The 22,837-nt window shown below is 67.1% G+C and carries 19 protein-coding genes and 1 pseudogene; 11 read left to right on the top strand and 9 right to left on the bottom strand.

Annotation, left to right across the window (positions count from 1 at the left end):
* Positions 1–5: 5 nt before the first annotated feature.
* On the top strand, positions 6–680 hold the full coding sequence (locus M0765_RS18185) for a glutathione S-transferase family protein (protein WP_258505205.1): 675 nt from the start codon (positions 6–8) through the stop codon (positions 678–680).
* A gap of 40 nt (positions 681–720) precedes the next feature.
* Positions 721–2,100, top strand: coding sequence for a phospholipase D-like domain-containing protein (locus tag M0765_RS18180; protein WP_258505203.1), 1,380 nt, complete (start codon positions 721–723; stop codon positions 2,098–2,100).
* Here the strand turns inward: M0765_RS18180 and M0765_RS18175 are convergent.
* Positions 2,078–2,800 carry a TetR/AcrR family transcriptional regulator gene (locus M0765_RS18175; RefSeq protein WP_258505202.1) on the bottom strand — a complete coding sequence of 241 codons (723 nt, stop codon included), beginning with the start codon at positions 2,798–2,800 and terminating at the stop codon, positions 2,078–2,080. The two genes, M0765_RS18180 and M0765_RS18175, sit on opposite strands and share 23 nt — an antisense overlap.
* A gap of 97 nt (positions 2,801–2,897) precedes the next feature.
* Between M0765_RS18175 and M0765_RS18170 the strand changes: the two genes are divergently transcribed.
* The 5 genes from M0765_RS18170 to M0765_RS18150 all read left to right on the top strand — a co-directional run bounded on the left by M0765_RS18170 (position 2,898) and on the right by M0765_RS18150 (position 9,704).
* Positions 2,898–3,908, top strand: a complete 1,011-nt coding sequence (locus M0765_RS18170) for an HlyD family efflux transporter periplasmic adaptor subunit (protein ID WP_258505200.1) — start codon at positions 2,898–2,900, stop codon at positions 3,906–3,908.
* A 162-nt stretch (positions 3,909–4,070) separates the two neighbouring features.
* Entirely contained in the window at positions 4,071–5,879 is a 1,809-nt protein-coding gene (locus M0765_RS18165) for an ATP-binding cassette domain-containing protein (protein ID WP_258505198.1), read from the top strand.
* Complete coding sequence (locus M0765_RS18160) at positions 5,876–7,012, top strand: ABC transporter permease (protein WP_258505196.1); 1,137 nt, start codon at positions 5,876–5,878, stop codon at positions 7,010–7,012. Before M0765_RS18165 ends, M0765_RS18160 begins: the two co-directional genes overlap by 4 nt.
* A gap of 13 nt (positions 7,013–7,025) precedes the next feature.
* Positions 7,026–8,144, top strand: a complete 1,119-nt coding sequence (locus tag M0765_RS18155) for an ABC transporter permease (protein ID WP_258505194.1) — start codon at positions 7,026–7,028, stop codon at positions 8,142–8,144.
* A 15-nt stretch (positions 8,145–8,159) separates the two neighbouring features.
* The gene (locus tag M0765_RS18150; RefSeq protein WP_258505192.1) at positions 8,160–9,704 is read left to right on the top strand and encodes an efflux transporter outer membrane subunit; all 1,545 of its coding nucleotides are present in this window, start codon (positions 8,160–8,162) and stop codon (positions 9,702–9,704) included.
* A gap of 43 nt (positions 9,705–9,747) precedes the next feature.
* Here the strand turns inward: M0765_RS18150 and M0765_RS18145 are convergent, their stop codons facing one another.
* On the bottom strand, positions 9,748–10,752 hold the full coding sequence (locus M0765_RS18145) for an ROK family protein (RefSeq protein ID WP_258505190.1): 1,005 nt from the start codon (positions 10,750–10,752) through the stop codon (positions 9,748–9,750).
* Between the two features lie 114 nt (positions 10,753–10,866).
* Between M0765_RS18145 and M0765_RS18140 the strand changes: the two genes are divergently transcribed.
* Positions 10,867–12,420, top strand: coding sequence for an ABC transporter permease/substrate-binding protein (locus tag M0765_RS18140; RefSeq protein WP_446751563.1), 1,554 nt, complete (start codon positions 10,867–10,869; stop codon positions 12,418–12,420).
* Positions 12,421–12,469: 49 nt separating this feature from the next.
* On the opposite strand, the pseudogene M0765_RS18135 reads toward M0765_RS18140, so the two are convergent.
* Positions 12,470–13,282 (bottom strand): annotated as a pseudogene (locus tag M0765_RS18135) (LysR family transcriptional regulator); the annotation flags it as partial.
* A gap of 100 nt (positions 13,283–13,382) precedes the next feature.
* On the opposite strand from M0765_RS18135, the gene M0765_RS18130 reads away from it, so the two are divergent.
* On the top strand, positions 13,383–14,624 hold the full coding sequence (locus tag M0765_RS18130) for an MFS transporter (RefSeq protein WP_258505188.1): 1,242 nt from the start codon (positions 13,383–13,385) through the stop codon (positions 14,622–14,624).
* A 21-nt stretch (positions 14,625–14,645) separates the two neighbouring features.
* On the opposite strand, the gene M0765_RS18125 is transcribed toward M0765_RS18130, so the two are convergent.
* The 6 genes from M0765_RS18125 to M0765_RS18100 all read right to left on the bottom strand — a co-directional run bounded on the left by M0765_RS18125 (position 14,646) and on the right by M0765_RS18100 (position 20,882).
* Positions 14,646–16,082: an aldehyde dehydrogenase family protein gene (locus M0765_RS18125; RefSeq protein ID WP_258505186.1), complete on the bottom strand. Its 1,437-nt coding sequence runs from the start codon at positions 16,080–16,082 to the stop codon at positions 14,646–14,648.
* A gap of 83 nt (positions 16,083–16,165) precedes the next feature.
* Positions 16,166–17,521 (bottom strand): glucarate dehydratase, encoded by a 1,356-nt coding sequence (gene gudD / locus M0765_RS18120; RefSeq protein ID WP_258505184.1) that lies wholly within the window; start codon positions 17,519–17,521, stop codon positions 16,166–16,168.
* A 28-nt stretch (positions 17,522–17,549) separates the two neighbouring features.
* A complete protein-coding gene (locus tag M0765_RS18115; RefSeq protein ID WP_258505182.1) occupies positions 17,550–17,999 on the bottom strand; it encodes a nuclear transport factor 2 family protein in 450 nt (149 codons plus the stop codon).
* A gap of 50 nt (positions 18,000–18,049) precedes the next feature.
* Entirely contained in the window at positions 18,050–18,961 is a 912-nt protein-coding gene (kdgD, locus tag M0765_RS18110; RefSeq protein ID WP_258505181.1) for a 5-dehydro-4-deoxyglucarate dehydratase, read from the bottom strand.
* Positions 18,962–19,007: 46 nt separating this feature from the next.
* Positions 19,008–19,985: a Bug family tripartite tricarboxylate transporter substrate binding protein gene (locus M0765_RS18105; RefSeq protein ID WP_258505180.1), complete on the bottom strand. Its 978-nt coding sequence runs from the start codon at positions 19,983–19,985 to the stop codon at positions 19,008–19,010.
* A gap of 81 nt (positions 19,986–20,066) precedes the next feature.
* A complete protein-coding gene (locus M0765_RS18100; protein ID WP_258505179.1) occupies positions 20,067–20,882 on the bottom strand; it encodes a FadR/GntR family transcriptional regulator in 816 nt (271 codons plus the stop codon).
* Positions 20,883–21,070: 188 nt separating this feature from the next.
* Between M0765_RS18100 and M0765_RS18095 the strand changes: the two genes are divergently transcribed.
* Together M0765_RS18095 and M0765_RS18090 are read left to right on the top strand one after the other, a co-directional pair.
* Positions 21,071–21,904: an NAD-dependent epimerase/dehydratase family protein gene (locus M0765_RS18095; RefSeq protein ID WP_258505178.1), complete on the top strand. Its 834-nt coding sequence runs from the start codon at positions 21,071–21,073 to the stop codon at positions 21,902–21,904.
* Positions 21,905–21,912: 8 nt separating this feature from the next.
* Positions 21,913–22,812, top strand: coding sequence for an SMP-30/gluconolactonase/LRE family protein (locus M0765_RS18090; RefSeq protein WP_258505177.1), 900 nt, complete (start codon positions 21,913–21,915; stop codon positions 22,810–22,812).
* Positions 22,813–22,837 lie beyond the last annotated feature (25 nt).

Raw genomic sequence — 22,837 nt, 5'->3', positions numbered from 1 at the left:
GCGACATGACGACCATCTACTCAGGCCCCCTCAGCATGTTCGGCGCGAAGGTGCAGATCGCCGCGCTCGAAAAAGGCATCGACTTCGAACTGGTGATGGTGCCGTTCACCAAGGACGACGCCTACGAGCCCAAGCACCCCGAGGTGCTGCGCGTGAACCCCGTCAAGCAGCAAGTGCCGGTGCTCATCGACGACCAGGTCGAGTTGTTCGACTCGACCCAGATCTTCGAATACCTCGAAGACCGCTACCCGGGCCCCGCGCACCTCGCGCTGTGGCCCCAGGGCATTGCCGACCGGGCCCGCGCGCGGCAACTGGAGCAGAAGTCCGACGAGGTCTTCTTTCCCAACGTGATCAGGCTCTTCGGCCTGCAGCACGACATGCAAAGCGCCCCGGCCGTTGCGGCCTGCGCCGCCTGCGCGCGCTTCTACGACGAGATGGAAGGCCTGCTGGCCACGCGCGCACACCTTGCCGGCCCCTATTCCTTTGCCGACATCGCCTTCTACATGGCCTGCATCTTTGCCGATCGCAAGGGTGCCCGCATGACCGAGGCCACGCCGCGGCTCCTGGCCTGGCGCAGCCGCATGGGCGAACGGCCTGCGGTGCGAACGGTGGTCGAGCCGATGATGCGCTTTCTCGCCTCGGAGGGGCGCGACGTGGCCTCGTTTTTGATGCCCCGCTGATCGCTGGCGGCGCCACCCGGTCCTCAGGCATCATTGCCGCATGCCGAACACGAGCTTCGACTGGCTGCCCTCACCCTCACAGCATTTTCTTGTCGTCACCTTCGCGCTGCTGGTCTACATACTGACCACCCGCGCGCGCCGCGAACAGCGTGCGCCCACCACCGCCATTGCCTGGGTCATGGGGCTGGTGCTCATGCCCTACCTGATCCTGCCGGCCTACCTGCTGTTCGGCCAGCGCAAGCTGCGCCCGGCGGGCTCGCCGCGGCCGCCGCGCTCGGTGCCGCCGGGGCACTGGGCCGCCGACCTGATCGAGAGCTTCGGCCTAGCGCCGCCGGGGCGCTGCGCAATTCGCCTGCATGCCGACGGCGAGGCCGCGCGCGAGGCGCTGTGGCAGGTGATCGACGGCGCGCGGGAGCGCATCGACGTGTGCACCTTCATCATCGGCGACGACGCCATGGGCCGCGCCGTCATCGAGCGGCTGGCGCGGCGCGCGCGCGAAGGCATCAAGGTGCGCGTGCTGCTCGACGGCTTCGGCGCGCTGACCCTGCCGCGCCGCCACTTCGAAGTGCTGCGTTCGGCGGGCGGCGAGGTCGCGGTGTTCCGCCCCTTCTTCAGCCTGCGCCGCATCGGGCCGCGCAACCTGCGCAACCACCGCAAGTTCACCATTGCCGACGACGGCTGGCTGTGGTCGGGCGGGCGCAACCTGGCGGGCGAATACTTCACCGGCAGCGAGACATACCCCCAGGCATGGCACGATCTTTCGTTCGACCTGCGCGGCAGCGTGGCTGCTGCGGCGGCCCGGCAGTTCGACCATGACTGGAGCTCGGTGCGCGGCCGCAAGGCGCGCGCCATCACGGCCGACGACGTGCAGGAAGGCCCGGGCTGCGCCATGGCGCAGTTCCTGCCGAGCGGCCCCGACCAGACCGAGGACACCGCCCACGCGCTGCTGATCGATGCCTGCTTTCGGGCCGAGCACCGCGTGCTTGCCATCACGCCCTACTTCGTTCCCGGCGACGGCCTGCGCGATGCGTTGCGGCTGGCCGCCCGGCGCGGCGTGCAGGTCACCATCGCGATGCCCGCGCAGTCGAACCACCGACTGGCCGACTTCGTGCGCGCACGCGCCATGCGCGACCTGGCCCGCGCGGGCGTGAGCTTTCGCATGCTGCCCTTCATGGCGCATGCAAAGGCGGTGGTGGTCGACAACGAACTGGCCATGTGCGGATCGATCAACCTCGACCTGCGCAGCCTGCTGCTCAACCACGAGGCGGCCGTGGTGTTCTACGGCCCGCATGAAATCGACTGGCTGGCCGAGTGGATCGAAACCACGGCTTCGGCCGGCGAGCCCTATCGCGCGCGGCGACCGGGCCTCTTGCGCGACGTGGCCGAAGGGCTGCTGCTTACCGTCGCTTTCCAGCTGTAGCGGCGGTGGGCGCCCCGGCCTTGGCCTCCTTCGCGACGGCATCGAGGCCGGCGAAGACATAGCGCATCAGGTCGTCCGCCAGGCCTTCGGTGTTCTTCAGGGCCGGCAGCACTTCGTTGCGCAGGTCCTTGGGGGCCACCGTCATCACGATGCACGGCAGCACCACGAAGAGCATGGCCCGCTGCACCGAGGGATGATCGTCCGGCAGGCCCATGATGCCGCCGATCAGGCCGCGGATCAGCTTGGCCTTGGGAAGCACCGCCTGGCGCACCATCACCGGCAGCGCCGGCGAAGGCGACAGCGCCTCGCGCAGCACTACCCGGAATCCCCACGGCGCCTTGGGCTGGCTGCCCATCTCCATCAGGTGCGTGAGAAAGGTGCGCAGCTTGAGCCGGGGGTCGGCCTGCACACTGGCCAGGCTGACCAGCTCGTCCATGCTCACGAGTTGGCGGTGCGCCTCGATGAGCACGGCCTCGTACAGGCCGTCCCTGCTGCCGAAGTGGTAATTGACCGCCGCCATGTTGGTGCCGGCGCGGGTGCAGATTTCCTTGCTGGTGCTTTCGGCGAAGCCGCGTTCCGCGAACAGCTGGCCTGCCGTCTCGAGGATGTGCAGTCGGGTGGCGTTGCCGTCGGTGCGCGGGGTGCGCGAGGCAGTGGAGCGTGGAGCGGGAGAACGGGTGCTGGAAGAGCGGGAAGCCATGGCCCTAGGTTAAACGAATTGAAAAAATACTTCAAATTCAAATTTCAATTTGATAACATGCAGCCACTCCAAGTCTGGAACCCGGCAGGAACCGCTCATGAACAAGAAACCTCTCATCGCCGTTGCCCTCGTGGCGCTCGCTGCCGCGGCGGGCGGCTGGTGGTACGTCCATCGCTCGGCCCCGCCGTCCGACACGCTCGTGCTGTATGGCAATGTCGACGTGCGCCAGGTCTCGCTGGCCTTCAACGCCAACGAGCGCGTGGCGGAACTCGCGGTGCGCGAAGGCGACCGTGTGCGCGCCGGGCAGTTGCTCGGCAAGCTCGACACCCGCTCGCTCGCGCTGCGCGTGGCGCAGTCGCAGGCGCGCATCGGCGTGCAGGAGCAGGCCCTTCTGCGCCTGAAGACCGGCAGCCGCCCCGAAGAACTGGCGCAGGCCGGCGCGCAAGTGGCCGCCGCCCAGGCCGATGCCGACCTGGCCCAGCAGCAGCTCGCGCGCCTGCAGGCCATCGGCCAGACCACGGCCGGACGCGCCGTGAGCCAGCAGGACCTCGACAGCGCGCAGGCCCGCCGCAAGGTGGCGCTGGCGCAGCTGGACAACGCCCGCAAGGCGCAGCAGCTGGCGGTGGCCGGTCCGCGCAAGGAAGACATCGCACAGGCGCAGGCGCAACTCGAATCGGCCCGCGCCGACCTCGCGCTCATGAACCACCAGCTGGCCGAAGCCGAGCTCAAGTCCCCCATCGATGCCGTGGTGCGCGCCCGCCTGCTCGAACCCGGCGACATGGCCTCGCCGCAGCGCCCGGCCTTCACGCTGGCCATCGCCGATCCCAAGTGGGTGCGCGCCTATGTGGCCGAGCCCGACCTCGGCCGCGTGCGCCCTGGCCAGGAGGCCAGCGTAACCACCGACAGCCATCCCGACCGGCCGGTGGCGGGGAAGGTGGGCTACATCTCGTCGGTGGCCGAGTTCACGCCCAAGACGGTGCAGACCGAAGAGCTGCGCAGCAGCCTTGTGTATGAAATACGCGTGATGGTCGACGACAAGGAAGACCGGCTGCGGCTCGGCATGCCGGCGACCGTGCGGCTGCAGCTGACTTCGAACGGCAGGCCGTGATGGCGAACCTCATCGCTCGTCGTCCCGCATTGCTCCCTCCCCTTCCCGGGGAGGGCTGGGGTGGGGGCAAGCGGCGTGTCCATCGGGCGCTCTGCCCTGCCCCCATCCCAACCTTCCCCGGGAAGGGGAAGGAGCAAGACCGCATGCTCGGAGGGACGTTGAATGCTGCGCGCTGAGCCAGCCGTCAGCGGACGCTCGCTGCACAAGCGCTTCACGGTCAAGGCGTCGAAGACAGCCGTGCACGCGCTCGACGGCGTGTCGCTCGAAATTCCCGCCGGCACGCTCACCGCGCTGGTCGGGCCCGACGGCGCGGGCAAGACGACGCTGCTGCGGCTCATGGCCGGCCTGATGCGCGCCGACGAAGGCGAACTGCGCGTGCTTGGCATCGATGTATCCGCCGACCCGCAAGCGGTGCAGGACCGCATCAGCTACATGCCCCAGCGCTTCGGCCTCTACGAAGACCTGAGCGTGCAGGAGAACCTGGACCTCTACGCCGACTTGCACGGCGTGCCGTCCGCGCAGCGGCGCGAACGCTATGCGCGACTGATGGAAATGACGGACCTCGGCCGCTTTACCGACCGCCCCGCGGGCAAGCTCTCGGGCGGCATGAAGCAGAAGCTCGGCCTGGCCTGCACGCTGGTGCGCTCGCCCGACCTGCTGCTGCTGGACGAACCCACGGTGGGCGTCGATCCGCTCTCGCGGCGCGAGCTCTGGCAGATCGTTCAGCAGCTGGTCGATGAAGAAAAACTTTCCGTCATCGTGAGCACCGCGTACCTCGACGAGGCCGAGCGCTGTAGCCATGTGTTCGTGCTGCGCGAAGGCCAGCTCGTCGCAGAAGGCACGCCGGCCGAGATCCGCGACCGCGCCGAGGGCCTGTGCTTCGTCGCCACGCCGCCGCCGGGCGAAGCACCGCGCCTGATGCAGGCCCACCTGCTCGATGCGCAGCAAGACATCGTCGATGCCGTGCCGCACGGCGGTGAGGTGCGCTTCATCCGCCGGCCCGGCACCAGCGACGCCGCGCTTGCGGCGCTGCTGGCCGGCGCCCGTGCCGAGCCGGTGCCGCCCCGGCTTGAAGACGGCTTCATGACGCTGCTGCGCACGCAGCAGGCGCCCGCTGCAGTGGCGCAACCAGCGGTGGCCGATAGCCTTGCTCCGGCCGCGGGCGAGCCCGGCGAAGTGGTCATCGAAGTGAAAGACCTGGTGCGCCGCTTCGGCGACTTCGTGGCCGTGGCAAGCACCAGCTTCTCCGTGCGGCGCGGCGAAATCTTCGGTCTGCTCGGGCCCAACGGCGCGGGCAAGACCACCACCTTTCGCATGCTCTGCGGCCTGCTGCCCGCAAGCGGCGGCCAGCTGCGCGTGGCCGGTGTCGACCTGCGCCATGCGCGCGCGCAGGCCCGGCAGCGCATCGGCTACGTGTCGCAGAAATTCGCGCTCTACGGCAACCTTACCGTGCGCGAGAACCTTTCGTTCTTCGGCGGCGCCTACGGCCTGCGCGGACAGAAGCTGCAGGCGCGCATGGACACCGTGCTGCGCCAGTTCGACCTGGAGCGCGAACTCGACGCGCCCAGCGGACAGCTGCCCGGCGGCTACAAGCAGCGCCTTGCCATGGCAACGGGCCTGCTGCACGAACCCGAGATTCTCTTTCTGGACGAACCCACCAGCGGCGCCGACCCGCTCGCGCGCCGCGAGTTCTGGCGCCGCATCACGGCCCTGGCCGAAGGCGGCACCACCGTCGTCATCACGACCCACTTCATGGAAGAGGCGGAATACTGCGACCGCATCGTGATCCAGGACGCGGGCAAGGTGCTGGCCATCGGCACCCCGCGGGAGGTGCGCGCGCAGGCGATGGACGGCGAGCAAGGCGAACAGCGCATCGACATGGAACAGGCGTTCATCGGCATCGTCGAGAAAGCGCGTCGGCAAGAGCGCCAGAAAAAAGGCGAGAAGGAAAGCGAGAAGGTGGCGGCATGAGCGGCTTCTGGACCCGGCTCATCTCGCTCACGCGCAAGGAGTTTCGCCAGCTGCTGCGCGACCGCAGCAACCTGGCCATCGGCATCCTGCTGCCGATGGTGCTGATCCTGATCTTCGGCTACGGCATGTCGCTCGACGTGAAGAACGCACCGGTGGGCGTGGTGCTCGAGGACGCCTCGCCCACGGCGCATGAAGCCATTGCCGGCCTGCAGCTTTCGCCCACCATCGCGCCCGTGCTGCTCGGCTCCATGCACGACGCCGAGGCATTGATGCGCGAGCGCAAGATCGACGGCATCGTGCGCGTGCCGGCCGACTTTTCGCGCTCGCTGGCCGCGGGCAACGCGCGCGTGCAGCTCATCGTGCACGGCGCGGACGCGGGGCGCGCGACCATCATCCTGGCCTATGTGAGCGGCGCTCTCGCGCAAACGGCCGTGCGGCAGGCCGACCGCGGCGGGCGCACCACCGGCGCAGACGCCCCCGTCATCGGCCGCGTAACCGTCGAGCAGCGCATGTGGTTCAACACCGCGAACACCAGCACCTGGTACCTGGTGCCAGGGCTCATCGTGCTCATCATGACGCTGGTCGGCGCATTTCTCACTGCCCTGGTGATGGCGCGCGAATGGGAGCGCGGCACGCTCGAGGCGCTGTTCGTCACGCCGGTGCGGCCGGTGGAAATACTGGTGGCCAAGATCATTCCGTACTTTGCAGTGGGCATGCTGGGCCTGGCGCTGTGCCTGCTGGCCGCGCGCTTCCTGTTCGCGGTGCCCATGGTCGGCTCGCTGTTCGCGGTGGTGCTCAGCTCGATGCTCTACCTGATCGTGGCGGTGAGCCTGGGCCTCGTGATCTCGTCCGTCACGCGCAACCAGTTTCTTGCAAGCCAGGTAGCGCTGATCGCGACCTTCATGCCTTCGATGATGCTGTCGGGCTTTTTGTTTGACCTGCGCAATGTGCCCGCGGTGGTGCGCGCCATCGGGCATGTGCTGCCGGCCACCTACTTCATGGACCTGATCAAGACGCTGTTTCTCGCGGGCGACGTCTGGCCGCTGATCTGGCGCAACTGCGCAATCCTCGTGGCCTATGCGGTCGGGCTGCTGCTGCTTGCCCGCGCTGTCACGCGCAAGAGCCTCGACTGAAGGAAGGCGCCCCATGACCGATTTTCTGCTGCGCATCGCCAACCTCTGCCGCAAGGAGCTGCTCGCCATCCTCAAGGATCCGGCGAGCCGCGTGATCCTGTTCGTTCCGGCCATCATGCAAAGCCTCATCTTCGGGTACGGCGCCACGTATGACCTTTCGAACGTGCCCTATGCACTGCTCGACCAGAGCCGCACGGGTGCGTCGACGGAGCTGATTGCGCACCTGGACAGCACCGGCGTCTTTCACCGCGTGGCAACGCTGCGCACGCAGGCCGATATCCGCGAGGTGATCGACACCGAGAAGGCGCTGATGGTGATTCAGATCGCACCCAACTTCGAGCAGCAGTTGAGCGCCGGCCAGCCCGCGGCCATCCAGCTGATATTGGACGCGCGCAACTCGAACACCGCGGGTTCGGCGGCCGGCTACGTGGGCTCGGTGGTCGAGCGCTACAACGCCGAGTTGCGCACGCGTGCCGGCGCGCCCATGGCCCCGCTCACCATCGAATCGCGTGCATGGTTCAACCCGAACCTCGAGACGCGGTGGAACCTGCTGCCCGGGCTGATCGCCGCGCTCAGCATGCTGCAGACGCTGCTGCTCACCGCGCTTTCGGTGGCGCGCGAGCGCGAGCAAGGCACCTTCGACCAATTGCTGGTCACGCCGATGTCGCCGCTCGAAATCATGATCGGCAAGGCGTTGCCGCCGGTGCTGGTCGGGCTCGCGCAGTCAACACTGATCTTGCTGGTGGCGGTGTTCTGGTTCGGCATTCCGATGGCGGGCTCCCTGGCCACGCTCTACACCGGGCTGGTCTTCTTCACCGTGGCCAGCGTGGGCATCGGCCTGTCGATCTCGGCGGTGTCGGCCAACATGCAGCAGGCCATGCTCTACACCTTCGTGCTGCTGATGCCGATGATGCTGCTGTCGGGCCTGACCACGCCAGTGCGCAACATGCCGCACGCGCTGCAGGTCATCACCATGGCCAACCCGTTGCGCTTTGCGATCGACCTAGTGCAGCGCGTGTACCTGGAGGGCGTGGGCCTGGCCACCGTGTGGCACAACCTGATTCCGCTTTCGATCATCGCCCTTGTCACGCTGCCGCTGGCAGCTTGGCTGTTTCGCCATCGCCTGGTCTGAACCCGGGAGCCTTGCATGTCCGCACCACGAACCCTCCTCTTGTCCTTCTCCTGTTCCGCGATCGCGCTTCTTCTTGCGGGGTGCGCCGTGGGGCCCGACCACCGGCCCGCGCAGGCGCAGGCGCCGGCGGATTGGTCCGCATGGCATGGCGGCTCGCCGGCACTGCTCGGCGCCGAGCGGAATGCTGCGCCCACGGCCACCGCGTCCGGCGACTGGAAAGCCTTCAACGACCCGCTGCTCGACCAGTTGCAGGCCCGCGCGCTCGCGGCCAATCACGACCTCCAGACCGCTGCCCTGCGCTTTGCGCAAAGCCGCGTCCAGCGCACCGCGGCGGCGGCGCAGCAGGGCCCGCAGCTCAATGCCAGCGGCGGCGTCAACCGGCAGCGCCAGAGCGAGACCGGCGCCGCCACGCGGATGATCGACGCGCTGGGTTCGTCGGTGTCTAACCGCGAGCAGCTGATACGCACGCTGAGCGAGCCCTACAACCTCTACCAGGCCGGCTTCGACGCGTCGTGGGAAATCGACCTGTGGGGCCGCGTGCGCCGCAGCATCGAGGCCGCGGATGCGGACACGGGCGCATCGGCGGCGCTGCTGCGCCAGGTGCAGCTGAGCGTGCAGGCCGAGGTGGCGCGCAACTACTTCGAATTGCGTGGCGCCCAGCGCGAACTGCGCTTGGCGCGCGCCGACATTGCAGCCGCGGCCGAATCGCTCGAACTGGTGCAGGCGCGTGCGAATGGCGGCCTGGTCACCGATCTGGACCCGACGCGGCAGCGCACGCAGCTGGCCGAACTGAAGGCACGCATTCCGGCGCTGCTGCAGCAGGAGGCGCAGGTCATGAACCAGATCACGCTGCTGACCGGCGCCATGCCCGGTACGCTGAACGCCGAGCTTGCGGCACCGGAAGCCGGCCGCGCAAACGACACGCTCGAAGCACTGCAGGGACCGCCGCTGCCCGAGCTTGCCTTGGGCCTGCCTTCGGACCTGGCGCGCCGCCGGCCCGACATTGCCGCGGCTGAGGCGCAACTGCATGCCGCCACCGCGCGCATCGGCGTGGCCGTGGCGGATCTCTATCCGCGTGTGACGCTGGGGGCAGGCTTCGGCTTCGAATCGGTGGGCAGCGAACGTTTCGGCGAATGGGGCAGCCGGCAATGGCATATCGGGCCTTCGATCAGCCTGCCCATCTTCGACAACGGCCGGCGCCGGAGCACGGTCACGCTGCGCGAGCTGCAGCAGCAGGAGGCCGCGGTGGCCTTTCAGCAGACCGTGCTCAAGGCGTGGCACGAGATCGATTCCGCGCTGAATGCCTATGCCGCCGAACGCCAGCGCCACGCCGAGCTGGCCGAGCGCGAACGCCACAGCCGCGACGCGCTCACGCTGGCGCATGCGCGCTATGCCAACGGGCTCACGGATTTCGGCGTCGAGCTCGACGCCCGCCGCACGCTGCTGCAGGCACGGCGCGAGCAGGCGCAGAGCACGAGCCGCATGGCGGTAGGCATGGTGGCCGTCTACAAGGCGCTCGGCGGCGACATGCCGGCGGCGCCGAACACGCCGGGAAACTAGAAGGTATTGGTGAAGCTCGCGTTGCCAAGGCCGGTGCCGATGGTCAGCACCCCCAATGGGAAACGTCGCGCATGAAAGGCAACTCGCTCAACCCCTGCACCACCGCATCGTTGTGCATCAGGATGAGCGTGGGGCCGGAGCCGATCATCGGCATGCGGCGCCACAGCGCACCGGGCAAGTGAAACGCCCGGCTCTGCCAATCGCCGGGCAGGTTCTGCGTGCCGCGCTCGATCGAGCCGTCCTTGCGGATCAGGCCCGGGCACGCAATACCGATGAAGGGTGCGAGGCTGATGTCCTTGCGCTCGCAATAGCGAACCATGTCCTCGAGCATGAGCGCGATGCGCTCGACCATGTCGGTGCGGTTGGGTCCGTCGTCGGCGTGGCGCCACTTCTCCCTTTGCACTACCTTGGCCATCGAGAGGTCACGCGCCTTGTTTCGGCGTGTCTTCACAATGCCGCAGCGCACATTGGTGCCGCCAATGTCCACCGCCAGAATCGCGTCGTGCTTCTTCAGCATGGCCGGCGGTGTCAGGTGCACCCAGCCGATCAGGCCGCCATCGTCCACATCGTGCGACAGCCGGCCGAGCTGAACGTGCACGCCCATGTCTTCAAGAATGGCTGCCGTCTGCAGAATGGCGCGCTCGCCCACGTCGCTTTCGATGAAGCCGCCGCCCACCACGATGCGCTCGACCTTCTTCCATGAAGGCTGCCGGGTGAAGCGCTGGATCACGAAGGCCAGCTCCTCGGCAAATTCCTCGATGGCACCGTGCATCAGGTCACCGGCGGCCGAGGTCTTTTGCAGCATGCGGTCGAGCTGCTTCTTGCTGAGGTCGCGCGAGTGTTCCTTGCCGAGCGGGTCGGTGCCGGCCTTGCGGCGGCGCTTGCGCCAGCGCTCGAGCAGTTCCCTGAACGCGGTCTGGCTGGCCTGATCGCCCACAAAGCCGTCCTTGTCGCGCAGCTGCAGGCTGTAGCCCTCCACCCGCAACCCCGGGAGTTCGCGCAGGCCGTGAACGTCAGGGCCGGGCAGGAGATGGGTTTTCTTGTTCATGGCAGCCAATATGGATGAGTCCGCTTCTACAAAGCATCGGTTGCCCGCACCAAGGTTTGTAGGAGATTGGCGGGTGCACCCTGACGGCCTTCGATCTCTATACACTGGCCCCCGATGCACCTGCCCCACCGCATCCTGCGCACCACCTGGCTCTTGTTCGTCATGGCCTGGCTCGGCGCCACCGCATCGGCGCAGCCGGCCGACGGCACGCTGCGCGTCGGCTCCAAGCGCTTCACGGAGTCGTACATCCTGGCCGAGCTGCTGGCGCAGACGGCGGCGCCGCACACCGCATCGCCGCCCGTGGTGCGCCAAGGCCTCGGCAACACCGCCATCGTCTACGAGGCGCTGCGTTCGGGTGCCATCGATGTGTACGCCGAATACACCGGCACCATTGCGCTGGAAATCCTGAAGGGCTCGCCGGCCGACACGCGCGAAGCCATGAATGCGGCACTGGCACCGCTGGGCCTGGGCGTGGCCGTTCCGCTGGGCTTCAACGACGGCTATGCGCTCGCGGTGCGCGCGGCCGATGCCGAACGGCTGGGCCTGCGCACGCTGAGCGACCTGGCGCGCCACCCCGAGCTCAAGCTCGGCCTGTCGAACGAGTTCATCGGCCGCGCCGACGGCTGGAAGGGCCTTGCCGCGCGCTACGGCTTCACCCAGACGCCGACCGGACTCGACCACGGCTTGGCCTATGAGGCTGTGGCCGCAAAGCAGATCGATGCGATCGACATCTACACCACGGATGCCAAGATCGACCACTTGGGCCTGCGCGTGCTCGAAGACGACAAGAAGTACTTTCCGCGCTACGACGCCGTGCTGCTGTACCGGCTCGACCTGCCCACGCGGCTGCCCAAGGCGTGGGCCGCGCTGCAGGCGCTCGAAGGCCGCATCGACGAGCGCGCGATGATCGCGATGAATGCGCGCGCCGAGCTGCAGAGCGTGCCCTTCGATGCGATTGCGCGCGACTTCCTGGCCGGCACGGGCACCGGCGGCAAGGCCCAGCCAAGGGAAGCCAAGCGCGGCTTCACCGCCAAGCTGTTCGGGGCCGACCTCTGGCAGCTCACGCGGCAGCACCTGGTGCTGGTGGCAGTGTCGGTGGGTGTCGCGATCCTGATCGGCGTGCCGCTCGCGATCCTGGTGTTTTCGCATGTGCGGCTGCGCGCGGCGGTGCTCGGTATTGCGAGCATCTTGCAGACCGTGCCGTCGCTCGCATTGCTCGCGGTGCTCATTTCACTGCTCGGCGCCATCGGTGCATTGCCGGCGTTGATTGCGCTCACGCTCTATTCGTTGCTGCCGATCATGCGCAACACGGTAACGGGCCTTGCCGAAGTGCCGAACGGCCTGCGCATGGCGGGCACCGCGCTTGGCATGACGCCGCCGCAGAGTCTGCGGCTGGTGCTGCTGCCGCTTGCATTGCCGACGCTGCTGGCGGGCATTCGAACAGCCACGGCCATTGCCATCGGCACGGCGACCATTGCGGCGTTCATCGGCGCGGGCGGCTTCGGCGAGCGCATCGTGACCGGTCTCGCGCTCAACGACCGCGAGCTGCTCTTGGCCGGGGCGCTGCCGGCCGCGGCGCTGGCGCTGCTGAGCGAGGGGATTTTCGAGCTCGTGGAAATGCTGATGCGGCGCCGCCGCCGGGCGCCGCCGCTTTCGCTTCCGCCATGAGGCACTCGCGCAGCAGCGCGGCACCTGCGCCCGGTGTCTTGTCGGCGCGGTGGCAAAAGTGGCACTGCTGGCTGGTTGCGCCTTCAGGGCCGATGCGGCTTACCGGCAATTGCACCAGCGTTCCGGCGGCCAGGTCGCCCGCCACGAGCCATGAGGGCATCTTTCCCCACCCCAGGCCCGCGCGCAGCAGCGCGAGCTTGGCGTACATGTCGGTCACGCGCCAGGTTGAAGGCGAGAGCACGTCGATGTCGTAACCCTGGCTGAGCGTGCTCGGGTCTTCCACCACGATTTGCACGTGCTCCGCTGCCGCGGTGTCCAGGCCTTTGGCGCCGCGTTGCCGCGCATGGACGGCCAGCGCATGGGAAGGCGCCGCAACCGCGAGCGTATGCAGCACCATCAGGAACTCGCGGCTGATTTTTTCTTCGGCATGGCCGAAGGCCGCAATGGCCAGATCGCACCGGCCCGAACTCAATGCATCGATGGTGCCGCCCATCGAGCTGTATTCCACGCGGATGGCAATGCTCGGGTAGACCGCATGCATGCCGCGCAGCGCGCTGGCCAGAAGATCAGGCGGAAAAAGCGTGTCCACCGCTATCGCCAGGCCCAGCTCTATGCCTTGCTCGAGCCCCTGCGCACGCGAGCGCAGCGCCTCGACCTTCGACAGGATGACCCTCACGTCGCCAAGCAGCGCTTTGCCCGTGGGCGTGAGCACAGGCTTGTGGCCCGAGCGGTCGAAGAGCCGCACCTGCAGCTGCTCTTCAAGATTGGCAATGGCATGGCTCACGGCCGACTGCACGCGGTGCAGCCGCGCGGCACCGGCGCGAAAGCTCCCGGCGTCCGCCACGGCGACGAACATCTGCATCTGGCTGAGCGTGAGGATGTCCAGCATGATCTTTTCAATCGATTGACTTGGCCGATATTATTCGCTTTCATTGATCATGCATTCGCCGCAAAGTGGCGGCATGCAGAAGCAATTCGAAATGGCCGGCGCACCGCCTGCCGCCCTTCCCCTCTCTTCTTCTTCAACACACTGGCGCGGCGTGGCGCTGGTGGTGGCCGCCGGTGTGGCGGCCTCGCTCCAGGTCGGCAAGGTCGCCATCGCGGTGCCGCAGTTGCGCGCGGATTTCGGGCTCGACCTCTCGATGGTCGGCTGGCTGATGGCGATGTTCTCGCTGCTGGGCGTGGCCGGTGCCGTGCCGGTCGGCGCCTGGGTCGCGCGCGCCGGCGACAGGCGCCTGGTGCTCGCCGGGCTGCTGGCCATTGCCGCCGGCAGCACGGCGGGTGCGCTGGCAAACAGCGTGGCAATGCTGCTGGCCGGCCGCATCGTCGAAGGCCTTGGGTTCGTGCTGATCACCATTGCCGGGCCATCGGTGCTGCAACGCATGGTTGCGCCCGGCGGCAAGGACCTGGCCTTTGCAATCTGGAGCTGCTTCATGCCGACCGGCATTGCAATTGCGCTGTTCAGCGGCTCGCTGCTCGATGGCTGGCGCGGCTTCTGGCTGACCAATGCCGCGCTTGCGGCGCTGCTTGCGCTGTTGCTGCTGCTTGGCGTTTCGCGCAGCGCCACCGCCAGCGCCGCGCCAGTGTCATGGCACAGCATGGCGCGCGATGCGGCCGCCACCGCCAAGGCCGGCGCGCCGGCGCTGATCGCGGCCTCGTTCGTGATCTACAGCCTGCAGTTCTTCGCGCTCTTCAGCTTTCTGCCGGTGCTGCTGATCGAGCGCATGGGCGTGGGCATGGCCGCGGCAGGGGCGCTGAGCGCGGTGGCCTGCTGCGTCAACGTGGCGGGCAATCTTGCAGCCGGCGTGCTGCTGAAACGCGGCGTGGCGCGCTGGCTGCTGGCGGCCGTGGCCAGCGCGTCGATGGGCCTCTCGGCCATCGGCATCTTCCTGCCGGTGCTCGGTGCGTTGCCGGCGTTCTTGCTGTGCCTGGCTTTTTCGGGCGCGGGCGGCCTGCTCCCTGCAACGCTGATCGGCACCTCTCCCATCGTGTCACCGAGCGCGCGGCTGATACCGATGTCGATGGGCTTGCTCATGCTGGGCAGCAATCTCGGCCAGATGATCGGCCCCGTGATCGTGGGCGGTGCGGTGGACTCAATGGGCTGGCCGGCGGCGGCCGTCATCGTCGCCCTGGCGGGCGCGATGGGCGTGCTGCTTGCACTGGGGCTGCGGCGCTCGATGGCGCGCAGCGGCCACCCGCTTTGAAGGCGGGTGGCCGGGGGAACATCAAGCCAGCGTGTAGGCCGTCTTCACGGTGGTGAAGAACTCCTGCGCGTACTTGCCCTGCTCGCGCGGGCCGTAGCTCGAACCCTTGCGGCCGCCGAACGGCACGTGGTAGTCCACGCCCGCCGTGGGCAGGTTCACCATCACCATGCCGGCCTGGCTGTGGCGCTTGAAGTGCGTGGCGTACTTCAGGCTCGTGGTTGCAATGCCCGCAGAGAGGCCGAACTCCGTGTCGTTGGCCGTGGCCAGCGCTTCTTCGTAGTTCTTCACGCGAATCACGCTCGCCACCGGGCCGAAGATTTCTTCCTTGTTGATGCGCATGGCGGCAGCCGTTTCGCTGAACAGCGTGGGCGACATGTAGTAGCCGTCGGTCTCCAGCTTCAGGAGCTCGCCGCCCGCAGCCAGGGTGGCGCCCTCGCCCTTGCCGATGGCCACGTATTCCATGTCCTGGTCGAGCTGCGACTTGGACGAGACGGGGCCGATGTCGGTGCCCTGGGCCAGTGCGTCGCCCACCTTGATCTTGGCCATGCGGGCCTTCATCGCCTCGATGAACTTGGGGTAGATGCCTTCGGTGACGATCAGGCGGCTGGAGGCCGTGCAACGCTGGCCGGTGGAATAGAAGGCGCTTTGCACGCTCAGCTCCACGGCCTGGGTCAGGTCGGCGTCGTCCAGGATGACCTGCGGGTTCTTGCCGCCCATCTCCAGCTGCACCTTCTTGTGGTTGGTCACGCACTGGATGGCGATGTTGCGGCCCACGCCCACCGAGCCGGTGAAGCTGATGGCATGGATGCCCGGGTGGTTGACCAGCGCGTTGCCGATGACGCTGCCGCGGCCCATTACCAGGTTGAACACGCCCGCGGGAATGCCCGAGCGGCTGATGATTTCGGACAGGGCCCAGGCGCTGCCGGGCACGAGGTCGGCGGGCTTCAGCACCACGCAGTTGCCGAAGGCAAGCGCCGGGGCGATCTTCCAGGCCGGAATGGCGATGGGGAAGTTCCAGGGGGTGATGAGGCCGACGACGCCGACGGGCTCGCGCGTGATTTCGACGCCGATGTTGGGGCGCACCGAGGGCACGAGCTCGCCCGACAGGCGCAGGCATTCGCCGGCGAAGAACTTGAAGATCTGGCCGGCACGGGTGGCTTCGCCGATGCCTTCGGCCTTGGTCTTGCCTTCTTCACGGGCGAGCAGCGTGCCGAGCTCTTCCTTGCGCGCGAGGATTTCGGTGCCGATCTTGTCCAGCGCGTCGGAGCGTGCCTGCACGCTGCCGGTGGCCCAGGCGGGGAAGGCGGCGGTGGCGGCGGCCACGGCGGCTTCCACGTGCGAGGCATCGCCCTGGGTGTACTGGCCCAGCACGTCGGCCAGGTTGCTGGGGTTCACGTTCGGGCTGTAGCTGCTGCCCGCGCGCCATTCGCCGCCGATCAGGTTGTCGAAGTTTTGCATGTGTTTTCCTTGCTGCTCGATGAAAAGAAAGAAGCCGGGCACTGGGTGTCCGGCTGCGGAAATGGAAACGGGAGACTAAACCTTCAGCGGACCAGACATGGTTTTTTATTGTCGAAAGTCCACCCGGGGATCAGGTATTGCATGGCTTGCGCATCGTTGCGCGCCCCCAGCCCGTGCTTCAGGTAGAGCTGGTGCGCCTTCTCGACCTCGTCCATGTCGAGCTCGATGCCAAGCCCGCCGCGGGTCGGCACCTTCACGAAGCCGCCCTCGATCTGCAGCGGCGCCTTGGTCAGGTGCTGGCCGTCCTGCCAGATCCAGTGCGTGTCGATGGCCGTGACCTTGCCCGGCGCGGCCGCCGCCACATGCGTGAACATGGCAAGCGACACATCGAAGTGGTTGTTCGAATGCGAGCCCCAGGTCAGGCCCCAGGCCTGGCACAGCTGCGCGACGCGCACGGAGCCCTGCAGCGTCCAGAAATGCGGGTCGGCCAAGGGGATGTCCACCGACTGCAGCGAGAGGCTGTGCACCATTTCGCGCCAGTCGGTCGCCACCATGTTGGTGGCGGTCGGCAGGCCCGTGGCGCGGCGGAACTCGGCCATGACTTCGCGACCGGAAAACACGCCCTCGGCACCGCACGGGTCTTCGGCATAGGCCATGACGCCGTGCAAGTCGCGGCAGAGGCGAATGGCATCTTGCAGCAGCCAGCCGCCGTTGGGGTCGAGCGTGACGCGCGCTTGCGGAAAGCGCTCGTGCAGCGCACGAATGGCCTCCACCTCTTCTTCGCCGCGCAGCACGCCGCCCTTGAGCTTGAAGTCGGTAAAGCCGTAGCGCGCATGCGTGGCTTCGGCCAGGCGCACGATGGCTTCGGGGGTCATCGCTTCTTCGTGGCGCAGGCGGAACCAGTCGTTGTCGGCGCCGGGGTCGCTCTCGTACGGCAGGTCGGTCTTCTTGCGGTCGCCCACGTAGAACAGGTAGCCGAGCATCTGCACGGCGTCGCGCTGCTGGCCTTCGCCGAGCAGTGCGGCCACCGGCACTCCGAGGTGCTGGCCCAGCAGGTCGAGCAGTGCCGCTTCGGCGGCGGTGACCGCATGAATGGTCACGCGCAGGTCGAAGGTCTGCTGCCCGCGGCCCGCGCTGTCGCGGTTGGCGAAGGCGCTGCGCATGCTGTTGAGCACGGCGTTGTACTTGCCGATGGGCTGGCCCACGATGAGGCCGCGCGCGTCTTCGAGCGTCTGGCGGATTTTCTCGCCGCCGGGCACTTCGCCAACGCCGGTGTTGCCGGCGCTGTCGGTCAGGATCAGCAGGTTGCGCGTAAAGAACGGGCCGTGCGCACCGCTCAGGTTCATCAGCATGCTGTCGTGGCCCGCGACGGGCACCACGCGCATGCCGGTGACCACAGGCGCGCCGGAAACGGAAGAGATGGAAGCTGGATTTGTCATTTGCGCGAAACCTGGTGGATGGCGGGTGCTAGATGCGCACGGCTTGGCGGGCCAGCAACTTCCAGTCGTTGCCCTGCTTCTTCCAGATGCCGAGGATCTTCAGCGCCACCTTGCCGGGCTTGCCCGAATCCAGTGTATCGGCCGCAAGCGTATGGCGCATGATGGCCGTGTCGCCACCGACCACCTTGATGGTCTGCTCGGTGATGGTGATGCTGACGAAGTCCGACTTGCCGGCGACCAGGTCGCCGATGAAGCTGTCCTTGGTGTCGACCCTGCCGCCCGAATGGCCGTAGCTCAGGTCGTCGGCCACCAGCGTGCCAAGGGCGGCCGGGGTCGGGTCGATCATTGCCACGCGCAGCCGCTCGGCGGCCGCGGCCACCGCCGGCTCCGCCGATGCGCCGCCGCCCGCGGGCATCATCGCGCAGCCCGTGAACAGCATGGCCGATGCAGCGACCAGAAAAAGCTTCTTGATGAACATGTGTCGTTGTCTCCGTTGTTGTTGTTGATTGATTCGGCTGTTCGTTCTGCTTACTGCGGGCCGAGTGCGTCGATGAGCGCCTTCAGCTGCTCCATCTCGGCGGGCTTCAGGTCGGTGAGTGGCGCGCGTACCGGGCCTGCGTCGTGGCCGACGATCTTGGCGCCGGCCTTGACGATGCTCACCGCGTAGCCCGGCGTGCGGTTGCGCAGCTCGAGGTAGGGCATGAAGAAGTCCTTCAGCAGGCGATGCTGGGTGGCCATGTCGTCGTCGCGCACGGCTTCGTAGAACTGCACCGCGGTCTTCGGAATGAAGTTGAAGACAGCCGACGAATACACCGGCGTGCCCATGGCCTTGTAGGCCGCGGCATACACCTCGGCCGTGGGCAGGCCGCCCAGGTAGGCAAAGCGGTCGCCCATCTTCTGGTAGATGGCAACCATGGCTTCGATGTCGCCGATGCCGTCCTTGAAGCCCACGAGGTTCGGGTTGCGCTCGGCCAGGCCGGCCAGCGTTTCGGGCTTGAGTCGGCTGGTGGCGCGGTTGTAGACGATCACGCCGAACTTCACGCTCTTGCACACGGCCTCGACGTGCGCGGCCAGGCCTTCCTGGCCGGCTTCGGTCAGGTAGTGCGGGAGCAGCAAAATGCCGTGGGCGCCGGCCTTCTCGGCTTCTTGCGCGCACTGGATGGCAAAGCGCGTGGGGCCGCCGGCGCCCGCGATGATCGGCACCACGCCGCGGCAGGTGTCGACCGCGGTCTTGATGATGCCGGGGTACTCGTCGCCCGTCAGCGAGAAGAACTCACCCGTGCCGCCGGCCGCGAACAGCGCGCTTGCGCCGTAGGGAGCAAGCCACTCGAGGCGCTTCTCGTAGCTGCTCTTGTTGAAGTCCCCGTTCGCGTCGAAGTCGGTCAACGGAAACGAGAGCAGGCCGGAGCCCATGATGGATTTGAGTTCTTGAGGGTTCATCGAGACACCAATGAGAGTGAGTTAAAAAATGGATCGGTAGAGCCGATCAGTCCAGTTTGATTCCGGCGTCGGCGACGACCTTGGCCCAGCGCACGCGCTCCTTGCCGAAGAACTGCTCTTCCTCGGCCGGCGCCATGGTCACGACCTCTGCGCCCTGCCCTGCAAGGCGCGAGCGGATGTCGGCCGAGCGGATGACGGTGATCAGCTCTTTGTTGAGGCGCTGCACGATGGCGTCCGGGGTGCCCTTGGCAACCCGCACGCCCTGCCACGTGCCGGACTCGAAGCCGGACACGCCCTGCTCCGCAATCGTCGGCACTTCGCCGATGAGCGGCATGCGCGTCGACTTGGAAACGCCGAGCACCTTGAGCTTGCCGCTTTGCACGTGCGGCAACGTCGCCAGCATGCCGTTCATCAGGATCTGCGTCTGGCCGGCCACGGTGTCTTGCACCGCCTGCACGCCGCCCTTGTAGGGCACGTATTGCCAGCGCGCGCCGCTGGCACGCTCTAGCGCCACGCCGGCAAGGTGCGGCGCGCTGCCCGTGGCGGTCACGGCAAAATTGATGTCCGACTTTTTCGACAGCGCAATCAGCTCTTTCAGGCTGTTGGCCTGCACCGACGGGTGCACCACGAGCAAGTGCGGCGAGTAGGCCAGCATGGTCACGCCGCGCAGGTCCTTCGAAGGATCGAACGGCAGCTTCGTATAGACAGAGGGGCTGATGGCCAGCGCGCCCACGTCGCACAGCAGCAGCGTGTAGCCATCGGGCTTGGACTTGGCGACGTAATCGGCGCCGAGGTTGCCGTTGGCGCCCGGCTTGTTCTCGACGATGACCGGCTGGCCGAGTGCTTCCGACAGCGGCTGGCTGATGGAGCGGGCAATGATGTCGGACGAACCGCCCGGCGGGTAAGGCACCACAATACGCACCGGCTTCGATGGCCAGTTGTCGGCCGCATGTGCAGCGCCGCTGGCTGCAAGTACACCGCCACCGAGGGCGCCGAGCATCAGATCGCGTCTTTTCAAACTCATTCAAGTCTCCAGCTGGTTTGTGTTGTCAGTCATCGTACAACTACAAACAACGATTGTCCAGCGTATTGCTGGAAATTTCGTTCAGGAAGCCGTCGGCGGCGTGGTGGCGGCCGTTTGCTGTGCCGCTTCCTGCGCCACGCGCAGCCGCTCTCGGCTGTTGGTCAGGTGGATGCGCATGGCCGCGCGGGCCGACTCGGGATCGCGGCGCGCAATGGCGGCGTAGATCTCTTCATGCTCGCGGTTCACGCGGCTCAGGTATTCGCCGCGCCGGTCGTAGTTGCGGATTGCAGTGATGCGCGTGCGCGGAATGATCGTGGTGCCAAGGTGGCTCATGATGTCCGCGAAATACGGATTGCCGGTGGCCTGGGCGATCTGCAGGTGAAAGCGGAAGTCCGGCGCCACCGTGTCCCCCGCCACCGCCACGTTGCGCTCGAAATCGTCGAGCGCCTGGCGCATGGCGAGCAGGTGCTCCTCCGTACGGCGCGAGGCGGCGAGCCCTGCGGATTCGGTCTCGAGGCTGATGCGAAGCTCGAGCACCGCCAGCACGTCCACCGAGTTGGCAATGTCGGTCGAATCGAGCCGGAACATGCCCGCCGCGCGTGGCTGCAGCACGAAGGTGCCGACGCCGTGATGCGTTTCCACCAGGCCGGCGGCCTGCAGCTTCGACAGCGCTTCGCGCACCACGGTGCGGCTCACGCCGAACGACTTCATGATGGCCGATTCGGTGGGCAGCTTGTCGCCCGGGCGCAGCGACTGATTGCGAATTTTTTCGCCCAGGTCTTCGACCAGCCCATGGGCCAGGCCGCGCGGGCGCGCACGCCCCACGAAGGAGCCGCCGCCGGCGACTTCCGTCGCGGCATCCGAAATTGAGGGATTACCCGTAGCCGTTTGGACCATGGTCAAGATAATAATCCCCTATTAGTTGTACGACAACAGATAACTTATCACTCCAGTCCTTCGCAAGTGCCGCTCTATCCATCGGCCGGTTATTTGGATTGACTCGATATCCGGATGAAGTTTGCCGCCACTGAGGCCGCCTGGATTCACGGCCGACAGGAACCCACCCATTTCAAGCGCCCATAAACATGTCGACGTCCTCACAAGTTTCAAACAACAAGCTCCACCGGATTCTGCTTACCGGCGCGGCCGGCGGCCTGGGCAAGGTATTGCGCGAACGCCTGCGCCCCTATGCCGAGATCCTGCGCCTTTCCGACATTGCCGCCGTCGCGCCTTCCGAGGGCGCGCATGAAGAAGTGGTGCCTTGCGACCTTTCCGACAAAGCCGCGGTGCATGCGCTGGTCGAAGGCTGCGACGCCATCGTGCACCTTGGCGGCGTGTCGGTCGAGCGTCCGTTCGAAGAGATTCTCGAAGCCAACATCAAGGGCGTGTTCCATATCTATGAAGCCGCCCGCCGCCACGGCGTGAAGCGCGTGGTGTTCGCGAGCTCGAACCACGTGATCGGCTTCTACAAGCAGAACGAGCGGATCGACGCCGGCGCCGCACGCCGGCCCGACGGCTACTACGGTCTTTCCAAGTCCTTCGGCGAAGACGTGGCGCAGTTCTACTTCGACCGCTACGGCATCGAAACCGTGAGCATCCGCATCGGCTCGTCTTTCCCCGAGCCGCTCAACCGCCGGATGATGAGCACCTGGCTCAGCTACCGCGACCTCACCACGCTGATCGAAAAATCGCTCTTCACGCGCGAAGTCAAGCACACGGTGGTCTACGGCATGTCGGCCAACCGCGATGTCTGGTGGGACAACAGCGCGGCGGCGCACCTGGGCTTCGTGCCGCAGGACACCTCCGAAGTGTTCCGCGACAAGGTCGAGGCCCAGCCGCCCGTGGCGCCGACCGACCCGAACGCCATCTACCAAGGCGGCGCTTTCACGGCGCAAGGCCCGTTCGGCGACACCCAATGACTGCCGGCATGAAAGCCGAACTGGTTCTCGATGTGCAGTGCGCGACCGGCGAAAGCCCGGTCTGGCGCGCGGACGAACAGGCGCTCTATTGGGTCGACATTCCGGCCAGGCACCTGCACCGCTGGCACGCCCCGACGGGTGAACACAGCCGCTGGACCGGCGACGAAATGCTCGCCTGCATCGCGCCGCGCGCGGGCCACCCGGGCGAATGGATTGCCGGCATGGAAAGCGGGTTGTTCGCAATCGCAACGCGCCCAGAGGGCTCGCTGGCTGCGAGCCCCATTGCCAGCGCGGCGCATGCCGAGCACGGCATGCGCTTCAACGACGGGCGCTGCGACCGCCAGGGCCGCTTCTGGGCCGGCACCATGCAAATGGACATGGCGGCGGCCCACGAGGTCGGCCGCGTCTACCGCTACCAGGCCGACGTGAACGCGGGTGCCGCGTTGCGCCCGCAGTTCGAACAGATGATCGTTCCGAACGGCCTGGCCTTCAGCCCCGACGGCAAAACCATGTACCTCTCGGACTCGCATCCGCTGGTTCAAACCATCTGGGCCTTCGACTACGACACTGACACCGGCACGCCGCATGGCCGCCGCGTGTTCGTCGACATGAAGCCGCTGCCGGGCCGCCCCGACGGCGCCGCGGTCGACGCCGACGGCTGCTACTGGATCTGCGGCAACGACGCAGGCTTGGTGCACCGCTTCACGCCCGAGGGAAAGCTCGACCGTTCGCTCGAAGTGCCGGTCAAGAAGCCCGCCATGTGCGCCTTTGGCGGCCCGCAACTCGACACGCTCTTCGTGACATCGATCCGCCCGGGCGGCAACCTGTCCGATCAACCGCTGGCGGGCGGCGTTTTTGCGCTGCGCCCGGGCATCAAGGGTCTGCCGGAACCCGAATGCCGTTTCTGATTGCTTTTTAACCACCAACCCGAAG

Origin of the sequence: Variovorax sp. S12S4, assembly GCF_023195515.1 — a bacterium.
Classification (GTDB): Bacteria; Pseudomonadota; Gammaproteobacteria; order Burkholderiales; family Burkholderiaceae_C; genus Variovorax.
The sequence above is the reverse complement of the archived record's forward strand: the minus strand, read 5'-3'. Positions and strand labels throughout refer to the sequence as shown.